This is a genomic window from Micromonospora sp. NPDC002411, from assembly GCF_053592955.1.
On record NZ_JBSFBM010000012.1, the window covers coordinates 24,865 to 42,524 of the forward strand.

General features: G+C 69.7%; 21 protein-coding genes and 1 pseudogene. 16 read left to right on the forward strand and 6 right to left on the reverse strand.

What is annotated here, in order from left to right:
* Window positions 1-21: 21 nt before the first annotated feature.
* Together ACWCO3_RS03160 and ACWCO3_RS03165 are read left to right on the forward strand one after the other, a co-directional pair.
* The gene (locus ACWCO3_RS03160; RefSeq protein ID WP_088991285.1) at window positions 22-462 is read left to right on the forward strand and encodes a heat shock protein transcriptional repressor HspR; all 441 of its coding nucleotides are present in this window, start codon (window positions 22-24) and stop codon (window positions 460-462) included.
* 138 nt (window positions 463-600) lie between these two features.
* Window positions 601-783, forward strand: coding sequence for a hypothetical protein (locus ACWCO3_RS03165; protein ID WP_145778222.1), 183 nt, complete (start codon window positions 601-603; stop codon window positions 781-783).
* Window positions 784-953: 170 nt separating this feature from the next.
* On the opposite strand, the gene ACWCO3_RS03170 is transcribed toward ACWCO3_RS03165, so the two are convergent.
* A complete protein-coding gene (locus tag ACWCO3_RS03170) occupies window positions 954-1,385 on the reverse strand; it encodes a hypothetical protein (protein WP_145778221.1) in 432 nt (143 codons plus the stop codon).
* 265 nt (window positions 1,386-1,650) lie between these two features.
* Between ACWCO3_RS03170 and ACWCO3_RS03175 the strand changes: the two genes are divergently transcribed.
* Window positions 1,651-2,022 (forward strand): GNAT family N-acetyltransferase, encoded by a 372-nt coding sequence (locus ACWCO3_RS03175; RefSeq protein WP_208744894.1) that lies wholly within the window; start codon window positions 1,651-1,653, stop codon window positions 2,020-2,022.
* 9 nt (window positions 2,023-2,031) lie between these two features.
* Here the strand turns inward: ACWCO3_RS03175 and ACWCO3_RS03180 are convergent, their stop codons facing one another.
* The 3 genes from ACWCO3_RS03180 to ACWCO3_RS03190 form a co-directional block, all read right to left on the reverse strand.
* Window positions 2,032-3,237: a cation:proton antiporter gene (locus ACWCO3_RS03180; protein ID WP_357931668.1), complete on the reverse strand. Its 1,206-nt coding sequence runs from the start codon at window positions 3,235-3,237 to the stop codon at window positions 2,032-2,034.
* A gap of 5 nt (window positions 3,238-3,242) precedes the next feature.
* Window positions 3,243-3,743: a cation:proton antiporter regulatory subunit gene (locus ACWCO3_RS03185; protein WP_145778218.1), complete on the reverse strand. Its 501-nt coding sequence runs from the start codon at window positions 3,741-3,743 to the stop codon at window positions 3,243-3,245.
* Between the two features lie 151 nt (window positions 3,744-3,894).
* Window positions 3,895-4,119: a winged helix-turn-helix domain-containing protein gene (locus ACWCO3_RS03190; RefSeq protein WP_145778217.1), complete on the reverse strand. Its 225-nt coding sequence runs from the start codon at window positions 4,117-4,119 to the stop codon at window positions 3,895-3,897.
* A gap of 277 nt (window positions 4,120-4,396) precedes the next feature.
* On the opposite strand from ACWCO3_RS03190, the pseudogene ACWCO3_RS03195 reads away from it, so the two are divergent.
* A pseudogene (locus ACWCO3_RS03195) lies at window positions 4,397-4,636 on the forward strand (hypothetical protein); the annotation flags it as partial.
* A 152-nt stretch (window positions 4,637-4,788) separates the two neighbouring features.
* Here the strand turns inward: ACWCO3_RS03195 and ACWCO3_RS03200 are convergent.
* Window positions 4,789-5,925, reverse strand: coding sequence for an epoxide hydrolase family protein (locus tag ACWCO3_RS03200; RefSeq protein ID WP_450008234.1), 1,137 nt, complete (start codon window positions 5,923-5,925; stop codon window positions 4,789-4,791).
* An 85-nt stretch (window positions 5,926-6,010) separates the two neighbouring features.
* Between ACWCO3_RS03200 and ACWCO3_RS03205 the strand changes: the two genes are divergently transcribed.
* From ACWCO3_RS03205 to ACWCO3_RS03250, 10 genes are all read left to right on the forward strand, one after another.
* Window positions 6,011-6,652 (forward strand): TetR/AcrR family transcriptional regulator, encoded by a 642-nt coding sequence (locus tag ACWCO3_RS03205; protein ID WP_450008236.1) that lies wholly within the window; start codon window positions 6,011-6,013, stop codon window positions 6,650-6,652.
* Window positions 6,653-6,738: 86 nt separating this feature from the next.
* Window positions 6,739-9,330, forward strand: a complete 2,592-nt coding sequence (clpB, locus tag ACWCO3_RS03210; RefSeq protein ID WP_145778214.1) for an ATP-dependent chaperone ClpB — start codon at window positions 6,739-6,741, stop codon at window positions 9,328-9,330.
* A gap of 111 nt (window positions 9,331-9,441) precedes the next feature.
* Window positions 9,442-9,822 (forward strand): hypothetical protein, encoded by a 381-nt coding sequence (locus ACWCO3_RS03215; RefSeq protein ID WP_145778213.1) that lies wholly within the window; start codon window positions 9,442-9,444, stop codon window positions 9,820-9,822.
* A gap of 69 nt (window positions 9,823-9,891) precedes the next feature.
* Window positions 9,892-10,743 carry a hypothetical protein gene (locus tag ACWCO3_RS03220; RefSeq protein ID WP_450008238.1) on the forward strand — a complete coding sequence of 284 codons (852 nt, stop codon included), beginning with the start codon at window positions 9,892-9,894 and terminating at the stop codon, window positions 10,741-10,743.
* 166 nt (window positions 10,744-10,909) lie between these two features.
* A complete protein-coding gene (locus ACWCO3_RS03225; RefSeq protein WP_450008249.1) occupies window positions 10,910-11,479 on the forward strand; it encodes a DUF4178 domain-containing protein in 570 nt (189 codons plus the stop codon).
* A 90-nt stretch (window positions 11,480-11,569) separates the two neighbouring features.
* Complete coding sequence (locus ACWCO3_RS03230) at window positions 11,570-12,337, forward strand: hypothetical protein (RefSeq protein ID WP_450008240.1); 768 nt, start codon at window positions 11,570-11,572, stop codon at window positions 12,335-12,337.
* A 72-nt stretch (window positions 12,338-12,409) separates the two neighbouring features.
* Window positions 12,410-13,075, forward strand: coding sequence for a hypothetical protein (locus ACWCO3_RS03235; RefSeq protein ID WP_145778210.1), 666 nt, complete (start codon window positions 12,410-12,412; stop codon window positions 13,073-13,075).
* A 10-nt stretch (window positions 13,076-13,085) separates the two neighbouring features.
* A complete protein-coding gene (locus ACWCO3_RS03240) occupies window positions 13,086-13,895 on the forward strand; it encodes an SDR family NAD(P)-dependent oxidoreductase (RefSeq protein ID WP_145778209.1) in 810 nt (269 codons plus the stop codon).
* A 169-nt stretch (window positions 13,896-14,064) separates the two neighbouring features.
* Window positions 14,065-14,601: an orotate phosphoribosyltransferase gene (gene pyrE / locus ACWCO3_RS03245; protein ID WP_145778208.1), complete on the forward strand. Its 537-nt coding sequence runs from the start codon at window positions 14,065-14,067 to the stop codon at window positions 14,599-14,601.
* A gap of 57 nt (window positions 14,602-14,658) precedes the next feature.
* Complete coding sequence (locus tag ACWCO3_RS03250) at window positions 14,659-15,036, forward strand: ArsR/SmtB family transcription factor (RefSeq protein ID WP_030332125.1); 378 nt, start codon at window positions 14,659-14,661, stop codon at window positions 15,034-15,036.
* A gap of 170 nt (window positions 15,037-15,206) precedes the next feature.
* Here ACWCO3_RS03250 and ACWCO3_RS03255 read toward each other — a convergent pair whose 3' ends face one another.
* Window positions 15,207-16,031, reverse strand: a complete 825-nt coding sequence (locus ACWCO3_RS03255) for a DedA family protein (protein ID WP_145778207.1) — start codon at window positions 16,029-16,031, stop codon at window positions 15,207-15,209.
* A 143-nt stretch (window positions 16,032-16,174) separates the two neighbouring features.
* On the opposite strand from ACWCO3_RS03255, the gene ACWCO3_RS03260 reads away from it, so the two are divergent.
* Complete coding sequence (locus ACWCO3_RS03260; RefSeq protein ID WP_450008243.1) at window positions 16,175-16,654, forward strand: SigE family RNA polymerase sigma factor; 480 nt, start codon at window positions 16,175-16,177, stop codon at window positions 16,652-16,654.
* A 2-nt stretch (window positions 16,655-16,656) separates the two neighbouring features.
* On the forward strand, window positions 16,657-17,660 hold a 1,004-nt coding region (locus ACWCO3_RS03265), incomplete at its 3' end, for an LCP family protein (RefSeq protein ID WP_450008245.1).

Consider the following 17,660-nt stretch of genomic DNA (forward strand, 5'->3'; position numbering starts at 1 on the left):
ATGGACGCGGAGGTGAGCGGGATGTCGGGCGAGTTCCTCGGTTCGGGTGACCCTGCCTACGAGGCCAAGGTGCTGATGATCTCGGTTGCGGCCCGGATGGCGGGGATGCACCCGCAGACCCTGCGCCAGTACGACCGACTCGGGTTGGTGCAGCCGGGCCGGGCCGCTGGCGGGGGCCGCCGGTACAGCGTCCGTGACGTGGTGCTGCTGCGCGAGGTGCAGCGACTCAGCCAGGACGACGGGATCAACCTGGCCGGCGTGAAGCGCATCATCGGGCTGGAGCGACTGCTGGAGCAGGCTCAGCAGCGGGTGGCTCGGCTGGAAGCGGAGCTCGACGCCGCGTACCGCCGGATTGCCGAACTGGAGTCGCTGGCCCGCTTCCCCGGCAGTGACCTGGTGCCGACCAACCGCACGTCCACCGCGCTGGTGGTGTGGCGGCCCCGCCGCACGCCCGGTCGCTGACCCGCCGCTCACCCGGATCTGCCTCCTCGGCCCGGGCCGTACCGGATTTCCCGGCGCGGCCCCGGGCCGCTTCGGTTAACCTGTCGATACGGGTCCAATCGGATTAATCCGGACCTACCGGCATGGCGAGGGGGAGCGATGGCGGAGCCGGCGAAGAACGTGGCCCAGCAGACGGAAGACCGGTTGGAAGACCTGGCCGAGACCGTCCGCGAGAAGTTCGACAGGGTGACCAAGGGGACCTACCGGGACCGGGTCGTCGGCGGCAGGTTCGCCGAACCGGGCGACCGGAGTCGACCTGAGAAGGAACAGAAGCAGGACTGACCGGCAACCGACGTACGGGCCGGGACCCACGGGGGGTCCCGGCCCGTTCACGTGGGTGAGTGCGGGCCGGGACGCTGGCGATCTCAGCGCGGGGGTCCCGGCCCGTTCACGTAGATGAGTGCTCGACAGTGGCGCAGATACCACCATCACCGCTGACGACCAGCGCGCTGTCAGCCGAGGCGGCGGTTCTCGCGGACCAGGCCGCCTTCGCACCAGTCGCGATAGACGAAGAGGTCCGGCCGGGCCAACAGCACGCGACCGTTGTGCGCCCAGATCCTCATCAGTTCGTCGCCGTCCCGCTCGGCCTGTTCCACGAGTTTGCGGAAGCGCCGTTTGGGGTGGGCGCGGAAGTTCGTCCGGATGCCGTCGGCCGCGTAGATGTAGAGACAGTGCAACGCGAAACGGCGCGCCGGGCAGGTCGGATCCATTGCTAACTCGAAGAGCGTCAGGACCAATCGGTCACCGGAGACCAGTAGGTCCCAGTCGGGTGGCATCGAGGCCAACGGCACCGAATCGGGCTTGTACGCCCAAGCTCGCAACTCCGCCGGGCTCGGATCGACGGGGTTCGCGAAGCCGTGGAACGTCGACTCCTGCACGCTCACCGGCCAACCTTCCGCTCTGGCCCGCGGGTGGCAACGCTGCCTGCGGACCATGGCTGCTGGGGCGAAACGGTAACCTGCCGCCGGGTGCTGCGGTAGTCCCCGTGGGGAGCAATTCCGCAACCGTTGGCATGGGCGGGACGCCCGCATCGACAGAGCGGTCGATGATGCTCCTATGACAATCCACGTTCGACGGTTCGAGCGAGGCGCTGAAGCTCAGTTCGTCACGGGGCTGGAATGGCTTTTCGCCCCACCCGGTGGCCGTCCCGTGGATTGGGACAACGACCGCGCCGTCGAACGGACCGCGCAATTGCTCGACCACGAAGGCGTCGCACTCTTCGGGGCGCGATCGGACGAGGACCAGTTGGTCGGCGTGGTCAGCGTCTACGTGGACATCCTCTCGGTGCGCTTCGGCCGTCGGGCTTCGATCGAGGATCTCGCCGTACACCCCGACTGGCGGTCTCGGGGTGTCGGCTCGAACCTCCTGGCCGCTGCCAGGACGTGGGCGCACGAACAGGGCGCCGATTACGTCTTCCTGGAGTCCGGTCTGGCCCGGACCGAGGCACACCGGTTCTACCTCCGCGAAGGTGCGACCCACGCAGCAGCGGCGTTCCGCTGGACCGGAGGACCCACCCGTTGACGTTCGCGGTCAGTCGTGGATCGGCACCGGCATCTGTCGTTGGGCCGCCGCGCGGTTACGCAGCCACCTCTTGAACCACGGGAAGTCCGGCAGCCGGGCCAGGATCGGCCCGGTCACCACGGTGATCAGGACGTACGTCGCGGCCAACGCTGCCAAACGCGGCTCGACGCTCCCGGCGGCCACCGCGAGACCGGCGATGACGATCGAGAACTCACCCCGGGGCACGAGTGCCAGACCGGTCCGCCATCGACCGGGTTCGGCGATGCCGACCCGACGGGCGGCGAGGTAACCGGTGGCCGTCTTCGTCGCCATGGTGATGACGGCCAGCGCGAGCGCCGGCAGCAGCACCGGCGGAATGTCCTGCGGGTCGGTGGTCAGGCCGAAGAAGACGAAGAACACCGCGGCGAACAGATCCCGCAGGGGCGAGAGCAACTCGGTGGCGTGGTGCGCCACCGGGCCGGAGAGCGCGATGCCGACGAGGAACGCGCCGACCGCCGCCGACACCTGGAGCGACGCGGCGATGCCCGCGATCAGCAACGTCAGACCGAGTACGCCGAGCAGCAGCGCCTCCGGGTCCTTCGCCGACAGGGCGGACGAGATCAGGTGGCCGTACCGGATGGCGACCACCAGCACGATCAGCACAGTGCCCACCGCGACGGTGAGCGCGATCCCGCCCCCGAGCAGGCCGGTGCCGGCCAGTACGGCGGTGACGAGCGGCAGGTACAGGGCCATCGCGAGGTCCTCGATGACCAGCACCGAGAGGATCACCGGGGTTTCCCGGTTACCGAGCCTGCCCAGGTCGGCGAGGACCTTTGCGATCACCCCCGACGAGGAGACCCAGGTGATGCCGCCGAGCACCAGGGCGGCGACCCAGTCCCAGCCGAGCAGCAGGGCGAACCCCGCTCCGGGCAGCGCGTTGAGGACACCGTCGATCAGCCCGGCCGGGGCTGCCGAGCGGAGGTTGCCAACCAGTTCGTTGGCCGAGTACTCCAGGCCGAGCATCACCAGCAGCAGGATGACGCCGATCTCGGCGCCCACCGCGAAGAACTCCTCGCTGGCGGCGAGCGGAAGTAGCCCGCCGTGTCCGAACGCCAACCCGGCGAGCAGGTAGAGGGGAATGGGCGAGAGGCCGAAGCGCCGGCTCAGCCGGCCGAGGAGGCCAAGCAGCAACAGCAGCGCACCGACTTCGATGAGCAGCGTGGTGAAATCGTGCATCCGCCTCAGCCGTCCGGGTCACTGTCGGCGAGGATGGCGGACACACCGTCGAGACCCCGTCGGGTCCCGACGACGACCACCACGTCGCCGGCTGCGAAGCGGAAGGAGGGGAGTGGCGAGACGATTACTTCGCCTTCGCGCAGCACCGCCACGATGGAGGCGCTGGTGCGGGTACGCGCCTTGGTGTCGGCAAGCTGGCGGTTGACGTACCGCGAACCGGCCGGGATGGCGATCTGCTCGGTGAGCAGCCCGGCCGCCTGCTCGCGAAGGCCGGAGAGCTGGCCGAGCATCAGCGACGCGCCGAGGATGTCGGCCAGAGCCTCGGCCTCGTCGTCGGTCAGCGGAATGTCCGCCTGGCAGGCGTCAGGATCGTCGGGATCGTAGAGGACCAGATCACGGCGGCCGTTGCGGTGGGAGACGACGCCCAAACGGCGTCCGGACTCCGTCACCAGATCGTGACGTACCCCGATCCCGGGTAAGGCGGTCTGCTCGACACGTACTCGCACCAGCCAAGGCTACCGCTTGGTGAACAAAGCGCAGATCTTGGAGTGACAGCGCTCAACCTGACCCGGTCCCGCGGTTGATCGACTCGACTTCGGCGAAGTCGGGGTGTCCCAGCGCCGGGATACCGCAACATCGGCGATGTCGTGTCGATCTCTACGACTTTGGGTCGGCCACGTAGGTGCCCTTGCCCTGATGCCCCTCGATCAACCCTTCGGCCTGGAGGATCAGCAGGGCCGAGCGGACGGGTTCGGCGGACACGCCATAGTGCGCGGTCATCTCGCGGAGTGAGGGCAACTTGTCGCCCGGCGCGTACTCGCCGGAGCTGATCTTGTCGCGGATGTCCTGCGCGATGCGTTGGCGGTCCGAAATTCGGGGCATGGGGCGACTCCTGGTAGGCGCCAAGATCTTCCCACGCGGAAGGGTGTTCGGCCAACACTGTGCGTACTAAGCATGCTCACTGCTTGTCCTGCAATGCTTTGCATTGTATGTTGACCGGGCGGGCACTCGGGACGAAAAGCTCTGGTAGGCAGCCGGCCTCTCGGCCTGGTCGTCCGCGTCGCGCTGGCACGGCCGGGCACTCCCTTCAGTGGACGGTCGTGCCAGCGATCCCTGGCGAGAGAGGACTGCCAGCCATGCCTGACCCGGTGCAGTGGCGATGACTGGGCGCTTCGTGATCCACCTGCCGATCTCCGCTCCAGACCTCGCGCGCGCCAAGATCCTGGGCCGGACCGCCGGCCGGTCGCTCGCTTTCCTTGCGCGTATCGACCTTGGCGGGATCACCGTCTCGACGGAGGACAACCAAGGGGTACGGCACTGGGTCTTCTGTGACCGGCGGCTCGACGACGGTCATCGCTGCGTCCTGCGTGCCGACCACGAGACGCCCTACACTGCCCGCCTTCCAAGACGAATCGGACAATACTGCCTCGGCAGACGGTTGATCGACTCGACTTCGCCGAAGTCGGGGTGTCCCAGCAAGGGGGATACCGCAACTTTCAGGAAGTCGAGTCGATCAAGCGCTCGTGGTTGAGTCGATCAAGCGCGACGCGGTCAGCGGAGGCTGGTGAAGAACTCGCGAATGTCGGTGACCAGCACATCGGTGGCCTGGTGAGCCGCGTAGTGGCCGCCGACGTCGCCCCGGCCCTCGACGTCGCTCTCGTACGCCGTCCACCGGACGATGTTCGTGTGGTCCCGTTCGGCGAAGCGGCGGATGGACTGGAAGTCGCCGGGGAACATGGCCACCGCTGTCGGCGCGGTGGTGGGCTCGGTCGGCTGCTGGTCGGCGTGGGCGTCCTCCCAGTAGAACCGGATCGCCGACGCGGCCGTGCCGGTGAACCAGTAGACCGCCACGTTGCCCAGGACGAAGTCCGCGTCCAGGCTCTCGTCGAAGAGTTGGGCGTTCCAGGCGAGCAGCCCGACCGGCGAGTCCGCCAGGCCGAACGCGAGGGTCTGCGGCTGCTGGCTGTGCACCTGGTTGAAGGAGAACTTGTTCTCGTAGAACCACTGGAGGTGCCCGAGCGCCGCCTGGTCCGCGTCGGTCAGCCCGGCGAACTCGGCCGGGTCGCCGGAGGGGAACGAGAAGAGTTGGGTGACGTGGACGCCGAGGACGTGCTCCCGGTCGAGTCGGCCCAATACCGGGGCGATCATCGAGCCGGCGTCGTTGCCGACAGCGCCGTAGCTGTCGTACCCCAGTCGGTTCATCAGCTCGGCCCAGGCGCGGGCGGTGCGTTCGTGGTTCCACCCGGCGCTGCGGGTCGGGCCGGAGAAGCCGAAGCCGGGCAGCGACGGGATGACCAGGTGGAAGGCCGGCGAGCTCGGGTCGGTGGGCTCGGTGAGCGGCGTGATCACGTCGAGGTATTCCAGCACCGAGCCGGGCCAGCCGTGGGTGAGCACCAGCGCGGTGGCGTCCGGCCGGGACGACCGGACGTGCAGGAAGTGGATCTGCTCGCCGTCGATCTCGGTGACGAACTGCGGGTGGGCGTTCAGGCGGGCCTCGACCGCACGCCAGTCGAAGCCGTTGCGCCACCGCTCGGCGAGGGTGCGGACGCGGTCGGTGCTCATTCCGTAGGTGTCGCCGGCTCCGGGCAGGTCGGCGGGCCAGATCGTGCGGTCCAGGCGGGCGGCCAGGTCGTCGAGTGCGGTCTGCGGGATCTCGACGCGGAACGGGCGGATCGCGGTGCCGGTCATCTCGGAGCTCCTTCGGAACGGAATGTTTCGTTCTGCAATCACAGTAGCAGACCGGAACGATCCGTTCCACTGATACTCTGAGGTCATGCCGACACCCGAGAAGACGCTGGGCGGCCGCCGCGCCCAGGCCGCCCGCAACGACGAGGTCATCCTCGAAGCCGCCCGCGCGGTCTTCCTGGACGACCCGAAGGCGCCGATCGCTGCCGTCGCTGAACGCGCGGGGGTCGGCATCAGCGCCCTCTACCGGCGCTACGCGAGCAAGGAGGACCTGTTGCGGCGGCTCTGCCACGACGGGTTGCGGCGGTACATCGCCGAGGCCGACGCGGCCCTCGCCGAGCCGGACGACTGGACGGCGTTCAGCACCTTCCTGGCCGGCGTGGTCGATGCCGACGTGCACTCGCTCACCGTCCACCTGGCCGGCACCTTCACTCCCACCGAGGAGATGGGCCGGGACGCGATGCGCGCCGGCGAGTTGGCCGCCGCCCTGTTCGATCGGGCCCGCGCCAGTGGTCGGCTGCGCCCGGACGTGGTCGTACAGGATCTGGGCCTGGTGTTGGAGGCGTGCGCCGCGGTGCGCGTACCCGATTCGAAGCGGACCGCTGAGCTGCGCCGCCGGCAACTCGCGGTGCTGGTGGCGGGCCTGTCGGCCGTGCAGGACGCGGACCCGTTGCCCGGTCCGGCGCCCGCCGCGGGTGAGTTCGACTGGCGGTGGCGTCGCCGGGAGTGACAGGCGTCACAGCGCTAAGGTTGAGCGGAATACGCTCAACTCTGGTTGTGTCCAACCCAGTGGACAACGCCGATCCGGGGGAGCCCATGAACACCGAAAAACTCACCACCAAGAGCCGCGAGACCATCACGGGCGCCGTCGCGCTGGCCAACCAGCGTGGTCACGCCACCGTGGAGCCCTGGCACCTGCTGCTGTCCCTCCTGGACACCGACGGCTCGACCGCCACGGGCCTGCTGCGCGCCGTCGGGGCCGACCCGACCGAGCTGCGCCGGGCCGCCCAGCGTGCTGTCGACGCCCTGCCGGCCGCCCGGGGCTCCAGCATCGCCGAGCCGACACTGGCCCGGGAGTTCGTCAACGCCATCGGTGCCGCCGAGCAGATCGCCCGGCCGTTGGGCGACGAGTACACCTCCACCGAACACCTGCTCGCCGGTCTGGCCCGGGTGGGTGGGGCGGTGTCCGGCGTGTTGAAGACGGCCGGCGCCACCGAGGAGGCCCTGGTCGCGGCCTTCCCGACCGTCCGGGGTGGCGACCGCCGGGTCACCACCGCCGACCCGGAGCAGACGTATCAGGCCCTGACCAAGTACGGCGTCGACCTCACCGCCAGCGCCCGGGACGGCAAGATCGACCCGGTCATCGGCCGGGACTCCGAGATCCGCCGTGTCATCCAGGTGCTCTCCCGGCGTACCAAGAACAACCCGGTGTTGATCGGCGAGCCCGGCGTCGGCAAGACCGCGATCGTCGAGGGCCTGGCCCAGCGGATCGTCACCGGTGACGTGCCCGAGTCCCTGCGCGACAAGAAGTTGATCTCGCTGGATCTCGGCGCGATGGTCGCCGGAGCCCAGTACCGGGGCCAGTTCGAGGAGCGGCTGAAGTCCGTCCTGGAGGAGATCAAGAACTCCAACGGGCAGGTCATCACCTTCCTCGACGAGCTGCACACCGTCGTCGGCGCCGGCAAGGGCGAGGGCTCGATGGACGCCGGCAACATGCTCAAGCCGATGCTGGCCCGTGGTGAGCTGCGGATGGTCGGCGCCACCACGCTTGACGAGTACCGCGAGCACATCGAGAAGGACCCGGCTCTGGAGCGCCGTTTCCAGCCGGTGCTGGTCGGCGAGCCGACGATCGAGGACACCATCGGCATCCTGCGCGGGCTCAAGGAGCGCTACGAGGTGCACCACGGCGTACGCATCACCGACGCCGCGCTGGTCGCCGCCGCCTCGCTCTCCGACCGGTACATCACCGACCGGTTCCTGCCGGACAAGGCGATCGACCTGGTCGACGAGTCCGCGTCCCGGCTCCGGATGGAGATCGACTCCCGGCCGGTCGAGGTGGACGAGATCGAGCGCGCGGTCCGCCGGCTGGAGATCGAGGAGATGGCACTGGCCAAGGAGCCGGACGCCGCCTCCGCCGAGCGGCTGGAACGGCTGCGTAAGGAACTGGCCGACAAGCGGGAGCAGCTCACAGTGCTCTCCGAGCGGTGGCAGACCGAGAAGAGCCACATCACCAAGCTCTCCACCGCGAAGGAGGAGTTGGAGCGCCTGGGTGGCGAGGCCGAGCGGGCCGAGCGCGACGGCGAGCTGGAACGCGCCGCCGAGCTGCGCTACGGCCGGATCCCCGCCCTGAAGGTCGAGCTGACCCAGGCCGAGGAGGAGCTGGCCCAGCTCCAGGCCGACGGCGCGATGCTCAAGGAGGAGGTCGGAGCGGACGACATCGCCGCGGTCGTCGCCTCCTGGACCGGCATCCCCGCCGGCCGCCTGCTCGAAGGCGAGACGGCCAAGCTGCTCCGGATGGAGGAGTCGCTGGGCGGCCGAGTGGTCGGCCAGGCCGAGGCGGTGGGCGCGGTCTCCGACGCGGTACGCCGTGCCCGTGCCGGCATCGCCGACCCGGATCGCCCGACCGGCAGCTTCCTCTTCCTCGGGCCCACCGGCGTCGGCAAGACGGAGCTGGCCAAGGCCCTGGCCGAATTCCTCTTCGACGACGAGCGGGCGATGGTCCGCATCGACATGAGCGAGTACGGCGAGAAGCACTCGGTCGCCCGCCTGGTGGGTGCCCCGCCCGGCTACGTCGGCTACGACGAAGGTGGCCAGCTCACCGAGGCGGTGCGCCGCCGGCCGTACTCGGTGGTGCTGCTGGACGAGGTGGAGAAGGCCCACCCGGATGTCTTCGACGTGCTGCTCCAGGTGCTCGACGACGGTCGGCTCACCGACGGCCAGGGCCGCACCGTGGACTTCCGCAACGCGATCCTGATCCTCACGTCCAACCTCGGGTCGTCGGTGATCGGTGATCTGACGCTTGCCGAGGAGCAGCGCCGGGAGGGTGTCCTCGCCGTGGTCCGGTCGCACTTCAAGCCGGAGTTCCTCAACCGGCTGGACGACATCGTGGTCTTCGCCTCGTTGCGGGGTGACGATCTGCGCTCCATCGTCGACATCCAGTTGAACCGAATGAGGCGGCGGTTGGCCGACCGCAGGTTGGGCCTGGAGATCACCGACGCCGCCCGGGACTGGCTCGCCGAGCACGGCTACGACCCGATCTACGGTGCTCGCCCGCTGCGTCGCCTGGTCCAGACCGCGATCGGAGACCAGTTGGCGAAGTCCCTCCTGGGCGGGCAGATCCGCGACGGCGACACGGTGAAGGTAGACCGCGGCCCCAACACCAACACCCTCGAGGTAACCGCCGCCTGACCGTGCCTGAACACGATGATCAAGAGGTTTGCGTCAAGAAGTTGCCCTCTCCTGACGCAAACCTCTTGATCAACAGGGTGGGGAGCGGGTGGACGGGGAAAAGGTGGGGGCATGTTTGGTATCGGCAAGAAGTGGGAGCGCGAACTGGAGTCGGCCGCCGACACGTTGGTCACGGCTGACACGCTCGCCTTTGGTGGGGTCGGTATCGCCGGCACGTTGTTGCCGGTGACCGAGGCGTACCACCAGGTTGCGGCCACCCTCGACGACCACCCCGAGGAGGTACGCCGACAGCTCGACCGGGTGCTGGCCGACGGCACACCCGCCGGCCGGGCGTACGCGGCGACGCTGCTGGAGCGGATCGACCCGGCGGCGGCCCGAGCGGCGTGGACGTCGCTGCGGGACGACCCGAGCGAGTTCACCACCTTCGTCGGCTGCGTGATGGACCGCGAAACCATCGGCAACTACGCCACCCAGCGGCTCGCCGCAGCATGATCCATTCGCCGATCGGTGCTGCCCGATCGGTCCTGCCGGTTGTCGATGCCGCGCCGTACGTTGCGAGCCATGAGCCCGCCCGTCACCGTGCCGCGCCCGCCCCGCCCGGTCATCGTGACCATCGCCTTCTGGCTGCAACTCGCCGTGGTGCTGGTACTGCTCGGCCTGGCTGCGCTGGCGGTGGTCGAGGCGGTGCACTTCGACGGCCAGATCGACCGCGCGGTGCGACTGGTGCCGGACGCGGACCCGGACGAGGTGGCCGGCGAGCGGCGAGGCAACGTCGCGATGGCGCTGATCCTCGGCATACCGGCGGTGCTGCTCGCGGTGTGGCTGGCGGTCACCGCGGTCCCGGTCCGGCGAGGCGGCAACGTCGCGCGGATCCTGGTCTTCGTCGCCGGCGGCGCGCAGCTGCTGGTCTGCTTCGCGCAGTGCTGCTCCGCGGGGTTTCTCGTGCCCGTACTGACCACGCCCGGGTTCGGGACGGAGCCGCCACCGGAGTGGGAGGAGTGGGAGACATCGACGTTCTTCGACACGCTCTACGCCGGCACCGATCCCTGGGACGACCTCCTCTTCCCTGCGATAGGGCTGAGCGTGTTCACCGTCCTGGCGCTCTCTGCGGCCGTGGTCCTCTTGCTGGCGCTGCCGCCTGCGCACCGTTGGTTCGTGCCCGGCAGCGCCAAGGAGACGCCACCTGGCCCGGCGTGGTCGATGCCCGGTCCCAGCTACGCCATGACCGGCTACGGGTATCCGCCAGTCCCGCTCGTGCCGGTTTTCCCGCCACCGAGCCAGCAGCTCCCACCCGGCTACCTGATCTGCCCCGACCCGGCCGCGCACCTGCCGCCGGCCGCCTCCGGCACGACATCAGAGCCGACCGGACCGTCGACGCTGCCACCGGAGGACGCACCCGACGCTCCCCGTTAGGCAGGTGTCATCGCCCGGCCCACGGCGGCCGCCGGACACGGCTCACCCGACGGCTTTGGCACGACGTGGCTGAGCTGTCGGCCACAGCGCGGGCCGTCCAGGTGCCGAAGGTTGTTACCGTCTGCGCCGACGTACCTGGGGAGGTGGTCGGGTGGACGCGCTGACGATGTGCCTGGTGGCGGCGGTTGCCGTACTCGCGGTGGTCGCGATCCTCGTGCGGGCCCGCCGGCGGGCGACGAGCCGGACCGGAGGCCAGGCGACAGCGTCGCCGCGCGGGGGCCCGCTCCGCCTGGCGCTGCACGACCGTGTCCGCATCCGGGACCGGGAGTACGCGGTGAGCGGCACCATTCGCCTCGTCGAGGGCGACTGGAGTTGGGTGCAGCACCTGCTCGACGACGGCTCCGGCACTCACCAGCGGCTCTCCGTGGAGGACGGTCCCGAGGTGGAGTTGGTGCTCTGGACGGCTGAGCCGGGCGCGACAGTCACCCCGGGCGCGCCGACCATCGCACTCGGCGGGCGGCGCTACACCTGGACCGAGACCGGGCAGGCGCGCTACACCGCCACCGGTGAGACCGGGCTGCCGTCGGCCGGAACGGTGCGCTACCACGACTACCAGGGGGGTGGTGGGGCGCGGCTCTCCTTCGAGGCGTACGGCGAGGAGGGCTGGCGGGTGGCCCGCGGTAATCTGCTCGACCCCGCTGACCTGACGATCCGCCCCACGACCGAGGACCGCTGAGCCGAACGGACAGGACTCGCGGAACACGACGGCATGCCGAAGTGGCCGGTTGTCGATACGGTGTGGGCCCGATCATAGGGAAGGAGAATCGTGGTCGACTCCCAGAACACGCCGGACCGTCAGCGGCCGTCCATCGTGTCGATTTCCAGTTACCTGCTCTACCTGTTCCTGGCCTGCCAGGTGATCAGCCTGATCATCACGCTCAGCACCATCGGTAAGACGCGCGACGCTCTCCGCGACGCGTACGCGGGCAGCACCGTCGAGAATGCCGACCAGGTGGTCGACGTCTTCGTCGCCTTCGGCGTCGGAGCCGGCGTCGTGCTGTTGCTGCTCGCCATCGTGTTGGGCGTCCTGGCCCTGTTCAACAACCAGGGCCGCAACGGTGCCCGGATCACCACCTGGATTGTCGGCGGCATCATGGTCTGCTGCGTCGGTGGTGGCCTGGTCAGCAACGCGGCCGGCGGTTTCGCCGGTGGACAGGCCAGCGGCGGCGGGCCGAGCTCCGACGAGATCCAGCGCCGCCTGGAAGAGGCGCTGCCCTCCTGGGTCACCCCGGTCAGCCTCCTGCTCAACGCGGTCAGCCTGATCGCGCTGATCGTGGCGCTGATCCTGCTGGCGCTGCCGAAGGCCAACGAGTTCTTCCGCAAGCCCACCGCGGCCTGGGAGCCGCCCACCCCGGGCGCCAGCTACCCTGGGCAGCCGCAGGGCTCTGGGCAGCCCGGCTACCCGCAGTCGACGGGTGAGCCCGGCTACCCGTCGAGCGGTGAGCCGAGCTACCCGCCGCCGCCGGCCACGAACCGGCCGGACGACACGCCGCCCGCGGACCGTCCCGGGTCGACTCCGCCGTCGACGAGTTGACCGAGGGATAAGCACGACTCCGACGATCCCTCCGAGTAGGTTGCAACCCGACGCCTACCGGAGGGATTCGTCGTGTCGTACCCGGAATCGGCACCGGCCCGCCGGCCCGCCGTCGTCCTGCTGGCCGCGTGCGCGCTGCTGGTGATGGCGGTCGCCGCGCTCGCGTACGCCGTGGTCGACCTGGCGGTGCTAGGCGGGACTGTCGACGCGTTCCGCGCCGCGGCCCGGGAAACCTCGGCCAGTCCGGAACAGATCGCCGACGTGGTGACAGTGCTCCGTGCGTCAGTTGTGCTGTCGGCGGTGGTGGCCGCGCTCTCCGCGCCGGTGCTCGCCGGCCTGGCCCTCGGGCTGTTGGCGGGTCGCAACGGCGCGCGGGTGGCCACCTGGGTAGTCAGCGGACTCGGCCTGCTCGCCGGCTGTTGCAGTGTGGCGGTGCTGATCGGTGAACGAGCCGCACCCCTGCAACTGGGCTCCGGTGAGCAGGCTGTCGCCGAGTTGCTGGGGCTGGTCGGCGACGCGTACCCGTCGTGGTGGATCCCGTTGAACGCCGGGCTTTCCGTCGCGCAGGGGCTCGGTTACCTTGTAGTAGCTACGCTGCTGGCGCTGCCGGCGGCCAGCGCCTGGTTCGGTCGCCACCGCTCGACCGCGCCGACCATGCCGTCCGCACCACAAGCGTTCACGCCTGCCCCGTACCAGCCGCCGTCGGCGCCACCCGCGCCCCCGTACCCGCCCAGGTGAGGAATCCGCCGTGCCGCTCGATCCCACGACCGTTGAGCGCCGGGCTCTGATCACCGGGGCCACCGCGGGCATCGGAGCGGCGTTCGCCCGGCGGCTGGCCGCCGACGGCTGGCATCTGGTGCTGGTCGCCCGTGACGCGGCCCGGCTGACCGAGATGGCCACCGAGCTGGGCTCGACCCACGACCGTGTCGTGGAGACCATCCCGGCGGATCTGTCCACGGACGACGGCTGCGCCGTGGTGGAACAGCGGATCGCCGACGGCAGCCCGGTGCACCTGCTCGTCAACAACGCGGGCATCAGCCTGAACAAGCCGTTCCTGCGTTCGACGGCGGAGGACGAGGCCCGCCTGTTGCGGCTCAACGTGCACGCGGTCATGCGGCTGACGCTGGCGGCGCTGCGACCGATGACCGAACGGCGGGACGGGGCAGTGATAAATGTCTCTTCGGTCGCCGGTTTCGGCACGGCGATGCCCGGCTCGACGTACTCGGCCAGCAAGGCCTGGGTCACCAACTTCAGCGAGTCGGTGGGCCTTTCCGCGCGACCATTCGGTGTCCGCGTGATGGCTCTCTGCCCCGGCTACACCCGCACCGAATTCCACCAGCGCGCCGGCATCAACATGTCCAAGACGCCGGAATGGCTGTGGCTGCGGGCCGAGAATGTGGTCGACGAAGCCCTGCGTGACCTGCGCAAAGGCAAGATGGTCAGCGTCCCGGCGTGGAAATACAAGGTCGTCGTCGCGGGCATGCGGCACGCACCGCGCCGGTTGCTCCAGGCTGTTGCGAAGGACACTCGCGGTCGCATCGGTCGCGACGAGCGCTGACCCTCGACCCGCCCACCGGGGCCGCTGAGCCGCCGAGGCGCTGCTGGCACGCCGCTGTCAGGCCAGTAGCTGAGCGTAGTCGAACATCGCCAACCATCGGTCCCCCACCGGGTCGGTCGGGGTGGACCCCGCACACGGCGTTCAGACTTGAGCAGTAACCTCTATCGCCATGGGGGACCACGACGACCTGCGTAAATTCATTACCGACCTGGCTGTGGTCCACGGACGGGTCGTGCTCTCCTCGGGGCGTGAGGCCGACTGGTACGTGGATCTGCGGCGCGTCACGCTCCATCACCGGGCCGCTCCTCTGGTCGGCCGGGTGTTGCTGGACCTCACCGCCGACTGGGAGTACGACGCCGTCGGCGGCCTCACTCTGGGCGCGGACCCTGTCGCGCTCTCGATGCTGCACGCCGCTCCGACCGATCGAGCCCTGGACGCCTTCGTGGTGCGCAAGGCGGGCAAGGCGCACGGTCTACAACGGCGGATCGAAGGACCGGAGGTGGCCGGCCGCCGGGTGTTGGCGGTGGAGGATACGTCCACGACAGGCGGAAGTGTGTTGACCGCTGTCGAGGCACTTCGCGAGGCCGGGGCGGAAGTCGTGGGCGTGGCGGTTATTGTTGATCGAGGCGCCGGCGACGCGGTGCGAGCCGCCGGATTGCCGTACCGGGCGGCCTATACGTTGGCTGACCTCGGCCTTGTGGCGTAAAAGTTTGCCGATTCGGATCTGCTGATATGCAGGCGGATCGATGCTGCTGGTGGAAGGATGGAATACGTGGGAACTGCGTTGGCCGAAATGACTATGCCTCAGATCTCGCCGCTTAACGGCGAGCCGATCGAACGTGCCGATGCCGAGCGTCTCGCCGGGGTCCTCAAGGCCCTTGCCGACCCTGCTCGGTTGCGGCTGCTCAGCCTGATCCAGTCGGCCCCCGAGGGCGAGGCGTGCGTCTGTGACCTGACCGCGCCGCTCGGCCTCTCTCAGCCGACGGTCAGTCATCACCTGCGTATCCTCACCGAGGCCGGTTTGCTGCAGCGGGAGAAGCGCGGTGTCTGGGCGTACTACAGCCTGGTCCCGAGTGCGATCGCGACGATCGCCGACCTGCTGACCCCGCCGCGTAAGCGAGCCACCAAGAAGGCCCGCTGACGTAGGCACAACACGCCGTCCCGCGTCGGGGACGGCGTCCGGTGACGAGCCAGGGGTGGCGTCACCGGTAGCTGACACCTGCTCGTCCCCGGTCGCACCACCGGAGGCCGGGTACGACATGCCGACGGCCGACCCCCTCGCCAGGGGGCCGGCCGTCGTCGTACGTCAGGTCAGCGATCCTGACCGTGCTCCGGGTGCCGGCGGTCGCGCTGGTGGTGCCCGTCGTGGTCGAACGCCTCACGCGCCGCCTCCACGGCGCCGGCGGCACTGGCCGCCGCGACCACCGCGACGGCCTCGCCGCGCTTACGAGCCCGCCGGTCGCGGAGGAATTCGAAGAAGATCGGCAGCACCGAGATCACGATGATCAGGGCCACCACCGGCAGGATGTAGTGGTCGATCTTGTCGCCGATGGCCTGGTAGATCTGCTCCGCCAGCAGGTAGCCGATCAGCAGGATGCCGTCCACCCAGAGCACCGCGCCGACGATGTTCCAGAGCAGGAACTTCCGGGCCGGCATGCCGAGCGCGCCCGCGACCGGGTTGAGGAACGTCCGAACGATCGGGATGAAGCGCGCCAGTACCACGGCCTTCGCCGGGCCGAACTTCTGGAAGTAGTACTCGGCCTTCTCCACGTACTCCTTCTTGAAGAGTCGGGAGTTCGGCCGCTCGAACATCGGCCGGCCGTACCGGGCGCCGAGCCAGTGCCCCAGCTGGGCACCGACGATCGCGCAGATCGGACCGCCGATCAGCAGGCCGGCCAGAGAGAGGCGGGTGCCGTCGCCGAAGATCGCGTCCGCCACCGGCGACGAGGCTACTCCGGCGAGGAACAGCAGCGAGTCGCCGGGGAAGAAGAAGCCCACCAGCAGGCCGGTCTCGGCGAAGAGGATCACCCAGACGCCGATCAGCCCGAAGGTCTGCAAGAGCTCCTTGGGATCGAGCGGGTTCAGGGCGACGCTCTCCCCGAGAGCGCGGATGTTCTCAGCTGTGTCCACGGCCACATAGGGTACCGAAGCCCCTGGCCCTGGCCGCGCCGGACCGGCCCCACCCGTTCGACAAGACGAACCGAAAGGGTGATCAACGCGCATCGCAATGTTTGGCGCGCCCGCTCCCGTCATCTGAGGCAGGAGCCCCGGGAGGTGCAGTGACGTACGAGGAGTTCGCGGACACGCGGCTGGCCCCGCTACTGCGGTACGCGGTGATGCTCACCGGCGATCCGCACCACGCCCAGGACCTGGTCCAGGAAACCATGGTCCGGGTCCAGCTCAACTGGCGACGAGTTTCCCGAGCGGACTCGCCCGAACGTTATGTACGCCGGATGCTCACCAACCAGTACGTCGACTGGCGGCGCGGCTCCTGGGTTCGCCGGGTGCTGTTGCGCGAGTACCCCGACGCGTCGGTGCCCGCGTCCACCGACCACGCCCAGTCCGCCGTGGATCGGGACCAGATCTGGGCCTGGCTGGCCCGGCTGCCGCGTCGGCAGCGCGCCGCCCTGGTGCTGCGCTACTACGAAGACCTTCCCGACGCCGAGATCGCCGACGTCCTCGGTTGCGCCGTTGGGACCGTCCGTTCGTCCATCTCCCGAGCCCTGGCCACGCTCCGGGCCGAGTACGTGGAGGCGTGAACATGATTGAGGACGATCTGCGTGCCGCGTTCAGCCGGCACGAGCCGCTGACCCCGCCGACCGGTCCACTGCGGGCCGCGATCGACCGGCTGGCGACGGTGCGGCGGAGGCGCCGTCGCCGGTGGCAGGCGGGTGGCACGGCTCTGGCCATGCTCGGTGTCCTGGGAATCGGGGTGCCGCTGCTCACCCCGGAGCGGGCCGGGACGCCGTCGGCCGCCGGGCTGGTCGGCGAGCCCGGTCGGCCCGTTCCGTCCGGCGCGGTGAACATCCTGGTGCTCGGCATCGACCGCCACACGACCCAGCCGCCGCTGGCCGATTCGGTACTGCTGATGCACATCCCGGCCGACCGCAGCCGCCCGTACCTGATCTCGCTGCCCCGTGACCTGAAGGTACCCATCCCCGGGCACGGCGCCGACAAGCTGAACTCGGCGTTCGTGTTCGGTGCCAAGGGCGACAAGCCGGACCTGGCCAAGGGGTACGAGTTGACCCGGCGGACGGTGGCCGACCTGACCGGCGTCGACATCGGGACCGGCGTGGTGCTGACGTACTCCGCTCTGCGTTCGCTCACCGACGAGGTGGGCGGTGTGCCGGTGTGCCTGCCCCGGCAGGTGGGGTCGGCCCACACCCGGCGGGTCTTCCCGGCCGGATGCCAGCGCCTCGACGGTGCCGCCGCGGTCGACCTGCTCCGTCAACGGCGTGGGCTGCCCGGGGGCAGCCAGGACCGCGACCGCAACGGCCGGCTCTTCGCAGCCGGGTTGGTCCGCGCGGCGTCCGACCAGGACGTGCTCACCGATCCGGTACGCCTCGCCAAGCTGCTCGCCGTCGTCGGCCCGGACATCGTGGTGTCACCTGACCGGTCCGCCCTGCCGGACCTGCTGCGGCTCGTCCCCGACCTGCGATCGGTCGACCCGGTCGGGCTCACCCTGCCGGTCACCGAGCCGACCGGGCAGGACCACTACCTGCACCCCGACCCGACAATCGCACCGGAGTTACTGACCGCGCTGCG

What these genes read in the sequence shown, in the direction of transcription:
- pyrE (WP_145778208.1), top strand. Translation starts at nt 14,065, where the DNA reads ATGGGGGACCACGACGACCTGCGTAAATTCATTACCGACCTGGCTGTG.
- ACWCO3_RS03205 (WP_450008236.1), top strand. Translation starts at nt 6,011, where the DNA reads ATGCCGACACCCGAGAAGACGCTGGGCGGCCGCCGCGCCCAGGCCGCC.
- ACWCO3_RS03225 (WP_450008249.1), top strand. Translation starts at nt 10,910, where the DNA reads ATGTGCCTGGTGGCGGCGGTTGCCGTACTCGCGGTGGTCGCGATCCTC.
- ACWCO3_RS03215 (WP_145778213.1), top strand. Translation starts at nt 9,442, where the DNA reads ATGTTTGGTATCGGCAAGAAGTGGGAGCGCGAACTGGAGTCGGCCGCC.
- ACWCO3_RS03165 (WP_145778222.1), top strand. Translation starts at nt 601, where the DNA reads ATGGCGGAGCCGGCGAAGAACGTGGCCCAGCAGACGGAAGACCGGTTG.
- clpB (WP_145778214.1), top strand. Translation starts at nt 6,739, where the DNA reads ATGAACACCGAAAAACTCACCACCAAGAGCCGCGAGACCATCACGGGC.
- ACWCO3_RS03220 (WP_450008238.1), top strand. Translation starts at nt 9,892, where the DNA reads ATGAGCCCGCCCGTCACCGTGCCGCGCCCGCCCCGCCCGGTCATCGTG.
- ACWCO3_RS03250 (WP_030332125.1), top strand. Translation starts at nt 14,659, where the DNA reads ATGGAATACGTGGGAACTGCGTTGGCCGAAATGACTATGCCTCAGATC.
- ACWCO3_RS03190 (WP_145778217.1), bottom strand. Translation starts at nt 4,119, where the DNA reads ATGCCCCGAATTTCGGACCGCCAACGCATCGCGCAGGACATCCGCGAC.
- ACWCO3_RS03180 (WP_357931668.1), bottom strand. Translation starts at nt 3,237, where the DNA reads ATGCACGATTTCACCACGCTGCTCATCGAAGTCGGTGCGCTGCTGTTG.
- ACWCO3_RS03200 (WP_450008234.1), bottom strand. Translation starts at nt 5,925, where the DNA reads ATGACCGGCACCGCGATCCGCCCGTTCCGCGTCGAGATCCCGCAGACC.
- ACWCO3_RS03160 (WP_088991285.1), top strand. Translation starts at nt 22, where the DNA reads ATGTCGGGCGAGTTCCTCGGTTCGGGTGACCCTGCCTACGAGGCCAAG.